The organism is Aliihoeflea sp., from assembly GCF_052435475.1.
GTDB lineage: Bacteria > Pseudomonadota > Alphaproteobacteria > Rhizobiales > Rhizobiaceae > Aliihoeflea.
This window is the reverse complement of sequence record NZ_JBQVMV010000004.1, coordinates 210,427-224,420: the sequence shown is the minus strand read 5'-3', so window position 1 is coordinate 224,420 and position 13,994 is coordinate 210,427. Positions and strand designations below refer to the sequence as shown.

The following is a 13,994-nucleotide window of genomic DNA, read 5'->3' as shown; positions in this document are numbered from 1 at the left end:
TCGAATGGATGGCGGATCAGGCGAAGCGGGCGCGAAGGGCGTCGCTGCCGCGCGCGAGAAGGCCGAGATCGCTGCCGACGGCGACGAAGAGGCACCCTTCGTCGAGCCAGCGTTTCGCGTCGACCTCGACGGGCGCGAGGATGCCGGCGGCCTTGCCGGCCGCGCGGATACGGCCAATCGCCTGCGAAATCGCCGTGCGGACCGTATCATGTCCCGAATTGCCGAGATGGCCGAGATCGGCTGCAAGATCCGACGGGCCGATGAAGATGCCGTCGACCCCATCGACCGCTGCGATCTCCTCGATGTTGTCGAGCGCGACGCGTGTCTCGATCTGGACGAGCAGGCAGACCTCGTCGTTCGCGCGGGCGAAATAATCCGGCACCCGGCCGAAACCGTTGGCGCGCGTGCTGACCGAAACGCCCCGGATTCCGTGCGGGGGGTAGCGCATGGCCGCGACCGCCTGGCGGGCCTCGTCGGCGTTCTGGACGAAGGGGACGAGTAGGGTCTGCGCCCCGATGTCGAGGAAGCGCTTGATGGCGACCGGGTCGTTCCAGGCGGGGCGAACGATCGCGCTCGCTGTCGAATGCGACACTGCCTGAAGCTGCGCGTGGACCGTCGGCAATTCGTTGGGTGCGTGCTCGGTGTCGATCAGGAGCCAGTCGAAGCCTGCGCCCGCCAGAGGCTCGATGGCTACGTTGCTGGTCAGGCTGCACCAGAGACCGATTTGCGGCCGGCCGGCCGCCAGCGCCGCCTTGAAGCGGTTTTCCTGCATCTGCACCACATTCTCCTCCGCATCGAATTTCGCATAGTTATCAAGAAAGTTGACAGATTGCACGCGGCACGTCCAAATCCCCGCCATCGAAAGGAATGCCTATGAAAGCCGAAGACAGGACCGCCATCGTGACGGGCGCGGGGACGGGAATCGGCAAGGCGATCGCCGCCGGCCTTGTGCAGGCCGGGTTCAAGGTCGCGATCGCCGGGCGTCGGGCCGACGTGCTGGAAGCGGCGGCGCGCGAAATGGGCGGCGATCCGGGCCAGGTTCTCGCGGTGCCAACCGATATCGGCGACGCCGCCGCCGTGACCCGCCTGTTCGATACCGTGGAGGCGCAGTTCGGGCGGCTCGACCTGCTCGTCAACAATGCCGGCACCAATACGCCGGCCGTCCCCATCGAGGATCTCACCGTCGACCAGTGGAACGCGGTGGTCGGCGCCAATCTCACCGGGGCCTTCCTCTGTACGCAAGCGGCATTCCGCATCATGAAGCGGCAGGACCCGCGCGGCGGGCGCATCCTCAACAACGGGTCGCTCTCCGCGACGACGCCACGGCCGCACTCCGCGCCCTATACGGCGACCAAGCACGCGATCACCGGGCTGACCAAGGCGACGGCGCTCGATGGACGCGAATTCGGCATTGCCTGCGGCCAGTTCGACGTCGGCAATGCGGCAACCGACATGACGCAGCGCATGACCGGCGGGGTGCTGCAAGCCGATGGACGGCGCATGGCCGAGCCGCGCATGGACGTGCGGCACGTCGCCGACGCGGTGGTCCACATGGCCACGCTGCCGCCGGAGGCGAACATCCTTTTCCTCAACGTGATGGCAACGAACATGCCGTTCGTCGGCAGGGGTTAGCGTTCATGAGCCGCGAAGACGCCATTGCCCGGGCGCGGGCGCATTTCGACGGCGGAACCTTCCGCGATGTGCTGGCGCGGCGCGTTGCCATCGCAACCGAAAGCCAGGAACCCGATGCCGCCGGCGAGCTTGATCGCTACATCGCCGAGGAAGTCGGTCCGGAGCTCGAAGCGCTCGGCTTTTCGTGCCGCACGGTCCGGCACGAGCGTGCGCGGGGACCGCTCCTGATCGCCGAACGGATCGAGGACCGGGGGCTGCCGACCGTCCTCGGCTACGGCCATGGCGACGTGACACGCGGGCAGGCGGAACGCTGGCGGGACGGGCTGTCGCCCTGGGCGCTGACCGAGCGGGACGGCCGCTGGTACGGGCGCGGCATCGCCGACAACAAGGGGCAGCATACGATCAACATCGCTGCCTTGCGCGCCGTTCTCGAGACGCGCGGGACGCTCGGATTCAACGCCAAGTACCTGATCGAGATGGGCGAGGAGATCGGCTCGCCGGGACTGCGGGAGCTTTGCGCGGCGGAGAAGCAGGCACTGCGCGCAGACCTGATGATCGCGTCCGACGGGCCGCGCCTCTCGGCGGACCGGCCGACGCTCTTCCTCGGCTCGCGCGGCGGCATCTCGTTCGACCTCAGGATCAAGGCGCGCGAGGGCGCGCATCATTCGGGCAATTGGGGCGGGCTTCTGTCGAACCCCGCCGTGCAGCTTGCGCATGCCATCGCAGCGCTGATCGGACCGGAGGGCCGCATTCTGGTGCCGGAGCTGAAGCCGACCGAACTGCCCGCCAGCGTGCGCCAAGCGCTGGCCGACTGCCCGGTCGTCGACGCCGCCGGCGGCCCGCGCATCGACCCGGACTGGGGGGAGCCGGGGCTTTCGGCGGCCGAAAAGGTGTTCGGCTGGTGCGCGCTCGAAATCCTCGCCTTCGAGGCGGGCGAGCCCCGTGCGCCGGTCAACGCCATTCCGGGCCATGCCTTCGCACGTCTGCAACTGCGCTTCGTCGTCGGCGTCGATCCCGAAGGCGTCGTACCGGCGGTCAGACGCCATCTCGAAGCAGCCGGTTTCGGCCATGTCGAGGTCACGGTCGCAGACGAGGAGATGTTCCGAGCGACGCGGCTCGACCCTGCCGATCCCTGGGTGGGCTTTGCGGCGCGCTCGATCGAGCGGACGACGGGGCAACGCCCGGCGATCCTGCCCAATCTCGGCGGATCTCTGCCCAACGACGCCTTTGCCGACATTCTGGGCCTGCGGACGATCTGGGTGCCGCATTCCTATGCCGGCTGCTCCCAGCACGCCCCGGACGAACATCTGCCGCCGCATCTCCTGCGCGAAGGACTGGAGATGATGGCCGGGCTCTACTGGGACATCGGCTCCGGCGAGACGCCCGCTCTGACCCGCGCCTAAAAGCGGCAACCGCAAGGTGCATTGCCGCAGCGGCTCGGCGGGCAATGTTTCGCCGGGACTCCAAAAGTGTTCGCGCGAGGGTTGTGCTACCCCATCGGCGCCCCATTCGCCTCCTACCCGCCATAATATCTTCAACGGGTATGGACCACCGACATGACGGCTCGCTTCCTCCGCTCCTCCGGCATTGCGCTGGCTGGCACGATCGCTCTTGGCCTTTCGGCCGGCATCGCCAATGCCCAGTGCGGCAGCGCTTCCTGGTATGCGCTGACCTCCAAGACGGCCTCGGGCGAGCGGATGAACCCTGACGGAATGACCGCGGCGCATCGCAGCCTGCCTTTCGGCACCAAGATCAAGGTGATCAACCAGCGCAACGGCAAGGAAGTGGTGGTGCGCGTCAACGATCGCGGGCCGTTCACCAAGGGACGCGTGCTCGACCTGTCGCGCGGCGCGGCCAACAAGCTCGGCTTCATCAATGCCGGCCATACCAAGATCTGCCTGGAAGACGTCGGCTGAGACGTTCGGTCAGGTCCGCTTCAGCGAGGCGAGCCTGCGGCTTTCCCGCAAATGGATGAATTCGGCCGTGGCGAGGGCCGGCTCGGCGCGACCATAAAGAAACCCCTGCCCCATGCGGCAGCCGAGTTCGGCGAGGCGCCTTGCCTGCGCCCGCTCCTCGATGCCTTCGGCGACGGCCCCCATGCCAAGCCCGGTGCACATGGCCAGGATCGCCCTGACGATGTGTTCCGACGCGCGATCCTCCATGATCGAGGCGATGAAGCTGCGGTCGATCTTGAGCTTGTCGAAGGGGAAATCGCGCAGCCGCCCGAGCGACGACTGGCCGGTGCCGAAATCGTCGAGCGCGATCCGGGCGCCGGCGCGCTTGAATTCGCCGATGATCGCTGCCGCAGTCTCGGGCTGTGACATCAGGCCGGTTTCGGTGATCTCGACTTCGAGCCGGCGCGGGTCGAGCCCGGAGCGGGCCGAAATCTCCAGAACCTCGCGCGCGGTGGACTGGTCGACGAGCTGCTCGGGGGACAGGTTGAAGGCGAGGAAGAGATGGCGCGGCCAGTTGCGCGCCGCATCGGCCGCCTTTTCCAGAACCAGACGCGACAGATCGGGCATGATGCCGCGCTCTTCGGCGAGCGGGATGAACAGGCCGGGGGAGACCGGCCCGAGATCGTGGTCGGTCCAGCGGGCAAGCGCCTCGAATCCCAGAAGATGGCCGCTGTCGAGCGCGACGATGGGCTGGAAATGGGGCTCGACTTCGCCATTCGACACGGCGCGGCGCAGCGCCTGCTCGATGCGGGTGACCGAATGCGTCGCCTCCACCAGTTCGGGCGAATAGAAGACGACGCGGTTGCGCCCCGTGCGGCGCGCCTCGTAGAGCGCCGTCTCGGCCTTCCCGATCAGCGCTTCCGTCGTCTCGTCCGCATGCTCGTATATCGACGATCCGACCGATGCAGTGAGCCGGACGGACCGCGCACCGATATCGTAGGGCGCCGACAGAACCTCGATCAGCGTGGAGGCGAGATGCCGGGCAGCGGCCGCGCTGAAGACCAGCGGCGCCAGAACGGCGAACTCGTCGGCACCGAGCCGCACGACCATCGAGGAATCGTCGATGGCGGCGCGCAGTCGAAGCGCTGCCTGCTTCAGGATGCCGTCTCCTGCGGTGCGGCCGTACAGGTCGTTGATCGGCTTGAAGCCGTCGAGGTCGATGATGGCGATGGCAAAGGGTGCGGGGTCCTCTTCACGCTCGGCGATCAGGCGTGCGATCTTGTCCTCCAGACGCGCGCGTGTGCCGAGGCCCGTGAGCCGATCGGTCATCTGTCCGGTCGATCGCGTGGTTTCCGCCCTGTCCGCCAACACGGTCGCCGTTTCCCCCACTTGTCTTGTCGTCGTGCGGGAAACTGCCACGGAAAAGCTTTCGGAAAGGTATCATGCCCGCCCTTTGTCGCCGGGCCGATTGGCAAGGCAGCGCGAAGCGACTAGATGCAAGGACCAGCCCGCCTGCAGCGCCCCCGACCGGAGCCTTCCATGAGCCTGAAGATCGCCTTCCAGATGGACCACGTCTCGACCGTTTCGATTGCGGGGGACACCACATTCGCGCTGGCGCTCGAGGCGCAGCGGCGCGGTCACGAGCTCTTCCACTACACGCCGGACCGGCTTTCCATGCGCAATGGCGACGTGACGGCCCGCGTGGAGACGATGCGGGTGGACGACGTCAAGGGCGCGCATTTCATGCTCGGCGAACTGCAGCGCGTGAACCTTGCCGAGATGGACGTGGTGCTTTTGCGCCAGGACCCGCCCTTCGACATGAACTACATCACGACGACGCATCTGCTCGAACGCATCCATCCGAAGACGCTGGTGGTCAACGACCCGGCCTGGGTGCGCAATTCGCCCGAAAAGATCTTCGTCACCGAATTTGCCGATCTGATGCCCGAAACGCTGATCACCAAGGACCCGCAGGAAGTCGCCGATTTCCGTCGCGAGGCCGGCGACATCATCGTCAAGCCGCTCTACGGCAATGGCGGCGCGGGCATCTTCCACCTGCACGAGGCGGACCGGAACCTCGCCTCGCTGCTCGAAATGTTCGGCCAGATGTTCCGCGAGCCCTATATCGTCCAGCGATATCTCAAGGACGTGCGCAAGGGCGACAAGCGCATCATCCTGATCGATGGCGAGCCGGTCGGCGCGATCAACCGCGTCCCGGCGGAGCACGATTCCCGCTCGAACATGCATGTCGGCGGCCGGGCCGAAAAGACAGAACTCACAACGCGCGAGCGCGAAATCTGCGCGCGCATCGGGCCGTCGCTGAAGGAGCGCGGCTTCATCCTCGTCGGCATCGACGTGATCGGCGACTACATGACCGAAATCAACGTCACCTCGCCGACCGGCGTGCGCGAGGTGAAGAAGTTCGGCGGAGCCGATATCGCCGCGCTGTTCTGGGATGCGGCGGAAGCCAAGCGGGGCTGATGTTCCGCCTGCACAACCCGGCACAACCCGACCACAACTTATGCTCCTTTTTGTTCGCTTCATGTTCTTGATTTGATCTCGAAACCATGCTTGTGTTTCCGCAAGGAGAGCAAGACATGGTTTCACGGGTCCGCACGATCGCGTTCCAAGGCATCGAAACGGTGGCCGTCGATGTCCAGGTGATGGTCGCGCCGGGCAAGGTCGGCATGAACATCGTCGGGCTCGGTGACAAGGCGGTCGCTGAAAGTCGCGAGCGAGTGCAGGCTGCGCTGCACGCCTCCGGCCTCTCGATGCCGGCCAAGAAGGTGACGATCAACCTGGCGCCGGCGGACCTGCCCAAGGAGGGCAGTCACTACGATCTTCCGATCGCGCTCGGGCTGATGGCGGCGCTAGGGGCGATCCCGTCCGACGCGCTGGAAGCCTATGTGGTGCTCGGCGAACTCGCGCTCGACGGGACTATCGCGCCGGTCGCCGGCGTGCTGCCCGCGGCGATGGGCGCGAACGCCATGGGACGCGGGCTGATCTGCCCATCGGCCTGCGGATCGGAGGCGGCCTGGGCGGGAGCCGAGATCGACATTCTCGCGCCGCGCAGCCTGATCGCGATGGCCAATCATTTTCGCGGCACGCAGGTGCTCGGCCGGCCCGAGGCGATGATCGAGCCGCAATCCGGCAACCTGCCCGATCTCGCCGACATCAAGGGGCAGGAAAGCGCCAAGCGCGCGCTCGAAGTCGCCGCGGCGGGCGGGCACAACCTCCTGACGTTGTGCTACATTAATCGTGATCGATCTCGGTTTGCGCACTTAAGGCAATGTTCTCCGCTCGTCTTTGGGCGGACAGCAAGTCATTCGTTGTCGAGGTCGATGCGGGACGCCAACGCCGTTTTTCAATGTTGCACCACGTTGGACGCGAGCATCTATAAGCGTGCCTAGCTGCATCGTCTGACGGAGTGGCGAAAAGATTGATCGGTCGAAGGGGCAACCGTCGTGAGTACCCGATCCAAGGCGATACGAGGGTTGGCTCGTCAAATGCGACTAGTCCAAATGCTACTCATATGCGCCATCTCATTTCAGCGAAACGGTTTGCTGCTATGCCCTGTGGGAAATGATTTTCTAAAATATCACAGGCCAAGCCGATGTCCGCAAGGCGCCCACATTCCCGCCGTTGAAGTGGCTTTGTCGAGTTTCCAAAAGCTGCCAGTCCGCTTGCTCGCCGCCGCGTCATGGCGGGTTGGAAAACGAACTGACAGGTTCTGGCATCTATGTTGGGAAAGCGACCCTGAGGATCAACGAGTTCCAACGGTATGCGCCCCATTTCGTTGGTGCGGTGCACGTGGCGGCCAGGGGCGCGTCCCGAAGGCGGGACGCGCCCACAAGCAAGTGCTTTACCCAAGAAGGGACGCTGGACCGTTATCAACAACGGGCGGCATAGACCCCCTACCTCGGACAGCTAAACGTAGTCTGTCAGCTCCAGTCGGCCGCCCGGCGCTGCGCGGGAAGAGCTCAGCGCAGCCGCGATGCGATCGCCTCCATCTGGTCGATCTCTTCGCGCTGCGCCTTCGTGATCTCGTCGCAGAGTGTCACGAGTTCCGGATCAGAAAGGCTGGCCTCCCGGCACATCAGGATCGCGCCAGAATGATGCGGGATCATTGAGGCGATGAACCGGTGGTCGTCGATCAATGCCTGCGAGCGCGTCGCCCCGAAGGAGCCAACTGTCAAAAGCGCGAAGGCGACATAAAGCGCTACGTTCGCCTGTCGGTTCGGGAACATGCCTGGCATGGTCGCCAGCATGAAGATGCCCATCGGCGCCCACATGGTCACCGCCATGTAGAACATGTTCAGGTTGTTCCTGAAGTCGCCCGTGCCGTCGATCATCGTGAACATCACGACGTACATGACGACGAGCCCGAGGATCATGTTCACCCAGAACATGAGGTACGGGCGGCCGTGGCCGCGGTCTTCGTGTTTCCGGTGATCTTGCTCCATTTCGGTCTTCTCCATGTCAGTGCGCCAGACCCGCGGGCTTGAGGATCATCCAGATGGCCATGCCGACCATCATCAGGTTTTCGGTCAGCGACACGAACCCGAGGGGAACGTTGCTGTCGCCGCCGACGCAAGCGCACTTCAGTTCGCGCTTGTCGACATAGACGGCCTTGAAGACCGACACCGCGCCGATGCCGCCGATGAAGAGCGCGACCGGGACCGATACCCACATCAGCGCGCCGGAGACCATGAGCACGCCTGCAAGCCCCTCGGCGAAAGGGTAGACCCGTCCGTAGGGAACCCAGCGCTGCGCAAGCAGGTCGTAGTTGAGGAACATCGTCGCGAACCCGTCGACGTCCTTCAGCTTCTGGAGTGCGAGCAGACACATGGCGAAGGCCACGAACCACTCGGCGGCAGCCACGGTCACGAAGCTGCCGTATGCCGACCAACTGGCTGCCAGGGCCATGGCAAACGCCATGCCGAAGAGCGCAATGACGGGCGTATAGGTGACAGCGTCCTTGTCCTTCACCTCCTTGCCGAGCCAAGCCCGCAGATCGTCGTAGCCTCCGACGCGGCGACCCCCGATGAAGGTCTGGGGCGTGGTGTCCACCTTGTACTCGGCCTTGAAGGCGTCGGTCTCGGCGCGGGACGTCAGGTGATGGTCCTCGACCGCGAATCCTTCCCGCTTCAGGAGGTCGAGGGCCTTGAGGCCCCATGGGCAGGTGTGCTCGGGAGTGACCATCCGGTAGAGTTCGACCTTGCGTGCGGCAGCGGATGACATTCAGGTATCCTTTCGTTCGGGAAAAACCGTCCGCGGAGATAGTTCCGGACGGGACGGAACTGGCTTTCACGCCGCTGACGCGGGGTAGCCGGCGTCGGCGAGCGCCCTGGAGATGGCGTGGGTCGAGGCAGAGGATTCGACTGTCACCGTCTTCGTGACGGGATCGGCGTCGACCCTCACCTTCGGGTCGACGCTCTCGACGGCCTTCGTGACGCTCCGGGCGCAGCCGCCGCAGGTCATGTTCTCGATGTGGAATCGCATCTCGGTCTCCTTCATGGCTTGAGCAGATGCGCCCTTCATCCGCCTTCCAGTCTCTGGAAGGTCAAGCATGATTTTTCATCGTCTTGACCTTGTCCCTCCAGCGGGCTGGCAAGCCCATCTGTCACGGTGACCAAGGAATCCGACCGGAAAGGAATGCCGATGAACGCGCCGCTTCACCTGACCGAGAACGCCAGAGTGCACACCATCGCAATCGACGGCATGACCTGCGCGTCCTGCATCCGCAGGGTCGAACGGGCGCTTGCTGCTGGGGAATGCGCTGAGGCTTAGGCTATGCCCGCTGGGCGGGAGCGGCGTCGCTACCGCCTCAGCGATAACTGGCATAGATTTCCGTGGAGCCGTCCCGCTTGAGAAGGAGCACGTCGTACGGATCGGCATCGGCCATGTCGCCCATACCCGGCGAACCGAAAGGCATGTCGGGAACCGTCAGCCCGATCGAATCCGGGCGCTCTTCGAGCAGGCGCTTGACGTCGCGCGCGGGCACATGGCCCTCAATGACGTAGCCGTTGATCATACCCGTATGACAGGACGTCTGGCCGGGCTTCAGTCCAGCTTCCACCTTTGCGGCATTGAGGTCCGCCAGCGGCAGGTCGCGCTCGGTGACCGTGAACCCCGCTTCCCTCATATGATTGCCCCACGCCACGCAGCATCCGCAAGAGGCGGACTTCAGGACCTCGATCGATCCCGCTGCCAAGGCCGCTTGGCTGATCAGCGCCAGGGCTGTGAAGGCCGCGGCGCGGACAAGTCTGTTGAATGTCTTCATCGTCGTCTCCTATCTGAAGAACACGTATTTCACGAGGGCGGCGATCACGAGCGCGACGACCACGAGGCCGACGAGGCCCCACAGTCCCATGCCCCACATCATGCTGCCATTCATGCCGTTTTCCATCATCGGGTCCCTCCTCGGATCGGGGGTGCAGCGCCGCCCGCCAGGTATCGTTGACTGAGCCACAAGACCACCGGCGGTATCACGATCCACTGGAGGAGCGGGCTCAGGCCCGTCCCGAATGGCGGAACGAGCGGCATCAGGTCCGAATAGATCCAGCGCTGGGTGACCTGGGTATAGTAGAACTCGAAGCCGACGGTCAGCGCGATCCCCGTCCCAAGGAAGACGAGAGCCGGAAGCACGACCTGGTTGCCCATCCAGTGACGTGTCCTCGCGACGAGACTGGTAGTCCAGAATGCTGTCAGGGCAAAACCGACGTCGCCGATGGTCGCGGACGTGCAGAGCTTGACGCCCTGCCAGTGCGCCATCTCCGCCATGCCCGCATAGGTCGGCACCTGCAGGAACTCCCAGACGAAGTGCAACAGGAAGGAGAACGTCGCCGCTGGGAGCTCCGGGGTGTTCGAGAGCGAGCGACGCCTGTTCACTGCAGACTGGCTCCCGTCCTGTTGGTGCATCATTGTGCCTTACCTCTCACCAGTGCGACGGCTAGTGAGCATGAGCCCGGCCCGACAGGCCGTCGATGATTGGGCATTCGGGCCGGTGATCGCCGTAGCAGGTGGCCACGAGGTGCTGCAGCATGTCGTGCAAGCCCTGAAGCTCGGCGATCTTCCGTTCGATCTCGCCGAGCTTGGTCGTGGCGATGGCTTTCACCTCAGCGCTCTCACGTTCACCGTCGCCGTAGAGGGATAGAAGCTGGCGGCATTCTTCCACCGAGAAGCCCAAGCTGCGCGAGCGCTGAAGGAAGCGCAGGCGATGCACGTCCTCCATGCAATAGTCGCGATAGCCGTTGTCGCGGCGATCCGGCGTGATCAGCCCGATGTCTTCGTAGTAGCGGATCGTCTTCGCCGGGAGGCCGGACTTTACCGAGACGGTGCCGATGTTCATGGCGGGTTCTCCTTGATGGGTTCAGCCGAGCCGCACGGTGCGCAGCCTGAGCGCGTTGGCGATGACGGATACGGACGAGAGGCTCATCGCGGCCGCCGCGATCATGGGCGAGAGCAGTGTGCCGAAGACGGGATAGAGGATGCCCGCCGCGACAGGCACGCCGAGCGCGTTGTAGACGAAGGCGAAGAAGAGGTTCTGCTTGATGTTGCGGATCGTCGCCTGGGCAAGCGTACGCGCCCGTACGATGCCGTTGAGGTCGCCCTTCACGAGAGTAATGCCCGCGCTTTCGACCGCGACGTCTGCGCCCGTGCCCATGGCAATGCCAACGTCTGCGGCTGCCAGCGCGGGCGCATCGTTCACGCCGTCTCCCGCCATTGCGACCTTCGCACCTTTTGCCCGTAGCTCCTCGATCAGTTGCTGCTTGCCGTCCGGCAGCATGTCGGCGCGCACCTCGTCGATGCCGAGCTTCGATGCGACGGCCCTTGCGGTTCGCTCATTGTCGCCGGTGGCCATGATGATGCGGAGGCCCGTGTCGTGCAGCGCACGGATCGCTTCCACGGTCGTTGCCTTGACCGGATCGGCTACCGAGACGAAGCCGGCGGCCGTGCCGTCGACTGCGACAAACATCGCCGTCTTGCCCTCGGCGCGCATGGCATCGGCTTGCTCGGCGAGGCTGTCGATGCCGACGCCAAGCTCCGCCATCATGGCAGCATTCCCAAGCGCCACCTTCCGACCCTCGACCGTGCCGCTGACGCCCTTGCCCGTGACCGCCTCGAAGTCGGATGCCGAACATACCACAGCACCGCGCTCCGACGCGCCTTCAACAATGGCTTCGGCCAACGGGTGCTCCGAACCGCGCTCGAGCGAGGCGGCAAGCGAGAGAAGCTGGCCTGCATCGAATCCTTCGGCCACAACGACGTCCGTCAGCTTCGGGCGGCCTTCTGTCAGCGTGCCCGTCTTGTCGACGATGAGCGTGTCGACGCTCGCGAAGCGTTCCAGCGCCTCCGCGTCCTTGATCAGCACGCCCGTCTGAGCGCCGCGCCCGGTCGCGGTCATGATCGACATCGGGGTGGCAAGACCGAGCGCGCAGGGACAGGCAATGATGAGGACGGACACCGCCGACACGATAGCGAACACCATGCTGGGCTCGGGACCGAACAGTGCCCACACCACGAAGGCGAGGATGGCGACGAGTACCACGGTGGGGACGAAATAGTAGGAAACACGATCGGCGAGCCCCTGGATCGGCGCACGCGAGCGCTGCGCCTTGGCGACCATCTCGACGATCCGCGACAGCATGGTCTCGGACCCGACACGCTCGGCGGTGATGACGAGCGTGCCGTTGCGATTGAGCGTTCCTCCGGTCACCGCGTCGCCTGGTGTCTTCTCGACGGGCACCGGTTCGCCCGTGATCATGGATTCGTCGATCGACGTGCGGCCCTCGACGACCTTGCCGTCGATGGGAACGCTGTCGCCAGGCCGCACGCGCAGGCGGTCTCCCTGCTTGACCTCGTCCAGCGGAACGTCGGATTCGGACCCGTCAGCGGCGATCCGGCGCGCGGTCTTCGGCGCGAGGTCGAGCAGGGCGCGGATCGCCGACCCGGTCCGCTCGCGTGCCCGCAACTCCAGGACCTGTCCGAGGAAGACGAGCGCGACGATGACGGCAGCCGCCTCGAAATAGACCGGCACTGAGCCGCCATGCCCGCGGAACTGGTGCGGGAAGAGGTCCGGGAAGAACGTCGCGACTACGCTGTAGAGATAGGCGGTGCCGACGCCGATCGAGATCAGCGTCCACATATTCGGGCTGCGGTTGATGAAGGACTCGTAGCCACGGTGGAAGAAGGGTATGGCGGCCCACAGCACGACGGGCGTGGCAAGCGCGAACTCCAGCCATGCGGCCAGCGGCTCGCCGATCCAGTCGCGCACAGCGAGGCCAATCATGGGCCCCATGGCGATGACGAGCAATGGCAGCGACAGGACAGCGGAGACCCAGAACCTGCGCGTGAAATCGATGAGTTCCGGGTTCGGATCCTCGTCGCCCGTCGGCACGCCCATCGGCTCGAGCGCCATGCCGCAGATCGGGCAGGAGCCGGGTTTGTCGCGTACGATCTCCGGGTGCATCGGGCAGGTGTACTGCGTGCCCTTTTGCATCGGCACCGGGGCGGGCCGATCACCGAGATACTGCGCCGGCTCGGCCTCGAACTTGCCCTTGCAGCCTGCCGAGCAGAAATAGAACTTGTCCCCGTCGTGGCGATGGAAATGTCTGGCGGACGCGCGATCCCAGTCAATGCCGCAGACCGGATCGGTAGCAGTCAGATAGGCGTCAGGTTCGGCCATGAACTTGGTGCGGCAGCCAGCGCTGCAGAAGTGAAACATGCGTCCGCCGTGCTCGGCGCTCGGCTTGCCGGCGGCCGAGTCGACGGTCATCCCGCAGACCGGATCGCGCACGATCTCTCCTTCGGCGTGCGGCGCAGCTGCGTGATGGGCATGGTGGCCGTGAGAGGGCATCATCGTTGCCTCCGGTTCCAGTTGGCGTACGTTCGCGCCTCCAGTCACTGGAAGGTCAAGCACTATCTCGGGCTTGACCTTCCACTTGCTGGAAGGCGGACATTGGTCACATGCCGTCCCCCGGACGGAGTCCAGGCCCGCCCGCGCGTATCGCCGACGGTCCCCGGCAGGATGTCGAAGGAGACTACCATGAAGACGTTGAAGACGATCGCGGCGGCAGCCGCGCTGACCACGGTGGCAGCAGTCGCCTGGGCGCAGATGAACCACGGTGCCCATGGGGGCGGCATGATGATGAACATGGACCAGATGCAGTCCATGATGGAATCGATGATGCCCGCCGAGGACGACTCCGAATCCACCAAAGCCTACAAGCAGGCCGATATGGACATGATGCAGGGCATGGCCGTCGAATACACGGGCAATGCCGACGTCGACTTCCGCCTCAAGATGATCCCCCATCACCAGGGTGCGATCGATATGGCGAAGGTCGCGCTCGAACATGGCACCGACCCGGAAACGAAGGCTCTGGCCGAGGCGATCATCGGCGCGCAGGAACGCGAGATCGCGGAAATGCAGGCTTGGCTGGAGAAGAACGGCAATTAGGAGGA

Annotated in this window: 15 protein-coding genes and 1 pseudogene; 7 read left to right on the top strand and 9 right to left on the bottom strand. The window is 64.9% G+C overall.

From position 1 onward, the window contains the following. Positions 1–16 precede the first annotated feature (16 nt). A complete protein-coding gene (locus tag ACT6QU_RS08035; protein WP_444564036.1) occupies positions 17–778 on the bottom strand; it encodes an HpcH/HpaI aldolase family protein in 762 nt (253 codons plus the stop codon). 89 nt (positions 779–867) lie between these two features. Here ACT6QU_RS08035 and ACT6QU_RS08030 point away from each other — a divergent pair, with 89 nt between their 5' ends. From ACT6QU_RS08030 to ACT6QU_RS08020, 3 genes are all read left to right on the top strand, one after another. Beyond that, positions 868–1,632 carry an SDR family oxidoreductase gene (locus tag ACT6QU_RS08030; protein WP_444563954.1) on the top strand — a complete coding sequence of 255 codons (765 nt, stop codon included), beginning with the start codon at positions 868–870 and terminating at the stop codon, positions 1,630–1,632. A gap of 5 nt (positions 1,633–1,637) precedes the next feature. Next, the gene (locus tag ACT6QU_RS08025; protein ID WP_444563955.1) at positions 1,638–3,035 is read left to right on the top strand and encodes a M20 family metallopeptidase; all 1,398 of its coding nucleotides are present in this window, start codon (positions 1,638–1,640) and stop codon (positions 3,033–3,035) included. Positions 3,036–3,188: 153 nt separating this feature from the next. Next, positions 3,189–3,548 (top strand): septal ring lytic transglycosylase RlpA family protein, encoded by a 360-nt coding sequence (locus tag ACT6QU_RS08020; RefSeq protein ID WP_024587983.1) that lies wholly within the window; start codon positions 3,189–3,191, stop codon positions 3,546–3,548. A 9-nt stretch (positions 3,549–3,557) separates the two neighbouring features. Here ACT6QU_RS08020 and ACT6QU_RS08015 read toward each other — a convergent pair whose 3' ends face one another. Further along, positions 3,558–4,856 carry a putative bifunctional diguanylate cyclase/phosphodiesterase gene (locus tag ACT6QU_RS08015; RefSeq protein ID WP_444563956.1) on the bottom strand — a complete coding sequence of 433 codons (1,299 nt, stop codon included), beginning with the start codon at positions 4,854–4,856 and terminating at the stop codon, positions 3,558–3,560. 210 nt (positions 4,857–5,066) lie between these two features. Between ACT6QU_RS08015 and gshB the strand changes: the two genes are divergently transcribed. Both gshB and ACT6QU_RS08005 read left to right on the top strand, forming a co-directional pair. After that, a complete protein-coding gene (gshB, locus tag ACT6QU_RS08010; RefSeq protein WP_444563957.1) occupies positions 5,067–6,008 on the top strand; it encodes a glutathione synthase in 942 nt (313 codons plus the stop codon). A 116-nt stretch (positions 6,009–6,124) separates the two neighbouring features. After that, positions 6,125–6,766: pseudogene (locus ACT6QU_RS08005) on the top strand (magnesium chelatase domain-containing protein); the annotation flags it as partial. A gap of 741 nt (positions 6,767–7,507) precedes the next feature. Here ACT6QU_RS08005 and ACT6QU_RS08000 read toward each other — a convergent pair. The 3 genes from ACT6QU_RS08000 to ACT6QU_RS07990 form a co-directional block, all read right to left on the bottom strand. Beyond that, positions 7,508–8,005 (bottom strand): DUF305 domain-containing protein, encoded by a 498-nt coding sequence (locus tag ACT6QU_RS08000; protein WP_444563958.1) that lies wholly within the window; start codon positions 8,003–8,005, stop codon positions 7,508–7,510. A gap of 1 nt (position 8,006) precedes the next feature. Continuing rightward, a complete protein-coding gene (locus ACT6QU_RS07995; protein ID WP_444563959.1) occupies positions 8,007–8,768 on the bottom strand; it encodes a glutaredoxin family protein in 762 nt (253 codons plus the stop codon). 66 nt (positions 8,769–8,834) lie between these two features. Next, on the bottom strand, positions 8,835–9,029 hold the full coding sequence (locus ACT6QU_RS07990) for a heavy-metal-associated domain-containing protein (protein WP_444836579.1): 195 nt from the start codon (positions 9,027–9,029) through the stop codon (positions 8,835–8,837). 153 nt (positions 9,030–9,182) lie between these two features. Here ACT6QU_RS07990 and ACT6QU_RS07985 point away from each other — a divergent pair, with 153 nt between their 5' ends. Further along, a complete protein-coding gene (locus ACT6QU_RS07985) occupies positions 9,183–9,317 on the top strand; it encodes a heavy-metal-associated domain-containing protein (RefSeq protein WP_444836578.1) in 135 nt (44 codons plus the stop codon). Positions 9,318–9,354: 37 nt separating this feature from the next. Here the strand turns inward: ACT6QU_RS07985 and ACT6QU_RS07980 are convergent, their stop codons facing one another. The 4 genes from ACT6QU_RS07980 to ACT6QU_RS07965 all read right to left on the bottom strand — a co-directional run bounded on the left by ACT6QU_RS07980 (position 9,355) and on the right by ACT6QU_RS07965 (position 13,389). Then, a complete protein-coding gene (locus ACT6QU_RS07980) occupies positions 9,355–9,810 on the bottom strand; it encodes a DUF411 domain-containing protein (RefSeq protein WP_444563962.1) in 456 nt (151 codons plus the stop codon). A gap of 125 nt (positions 9,811–9,935) precedes the next feature. Beyond that, positions 9,936–10,418, bottom strand: coding sequence for a hypothetical protein (locus tag ACT6QU_RS07975; protein ID WP_444563963.1), 483 nt, complete (start codon positions 10,416–10,418; stop codon positions 9,936–9,938). Positions 10,419–10,479: 61 nt separating this feature from the next. Continuing rightward, positions 10,480–10,878: a Cu(I)-responsive transcriptional regulator gene (gene cueR, locus ACT6QU_RS07970; RefSeq protein ID WP_444563964.1), complete on the bottom strand. Its 399-nt coding sequence runs from the start codon at positions 10,876–10,878 to the stop codon at positions 10,480–10,482. A 21-nt stretch (positions 10,879–10,899) separates the two neighbouring features. Then, on the bottom strand, positions 10,900–13,389 hold the full coding sequence (locus ACT6QU_RS07965; protein WP_444563965.1) for a heavy metal translocating P-type ATPase: 2,490 nt from the start codon (positions 13,387–13,389) through the stop codon (positions 10,900–10,902). A 186-nt stretch (positions 13,390–13,575) separates the two neighbouring features. On the opposite strand from ACT6QU_RS07965, the gene copM reads away from it, so the two are divergent. Continuing rightward, positions 13,576–13,989, top strand: coding sequence for a CopM family metallochaperone (gene copM, locus ACT6QU_RS07960; protein ID WP_444563966.1), 414 nt, complete (start codon positions 13,576–13,578; stop codon positions 13,987–13,989). Positions 13,990–13,994 lie beyond the last annotated feature (5 nt).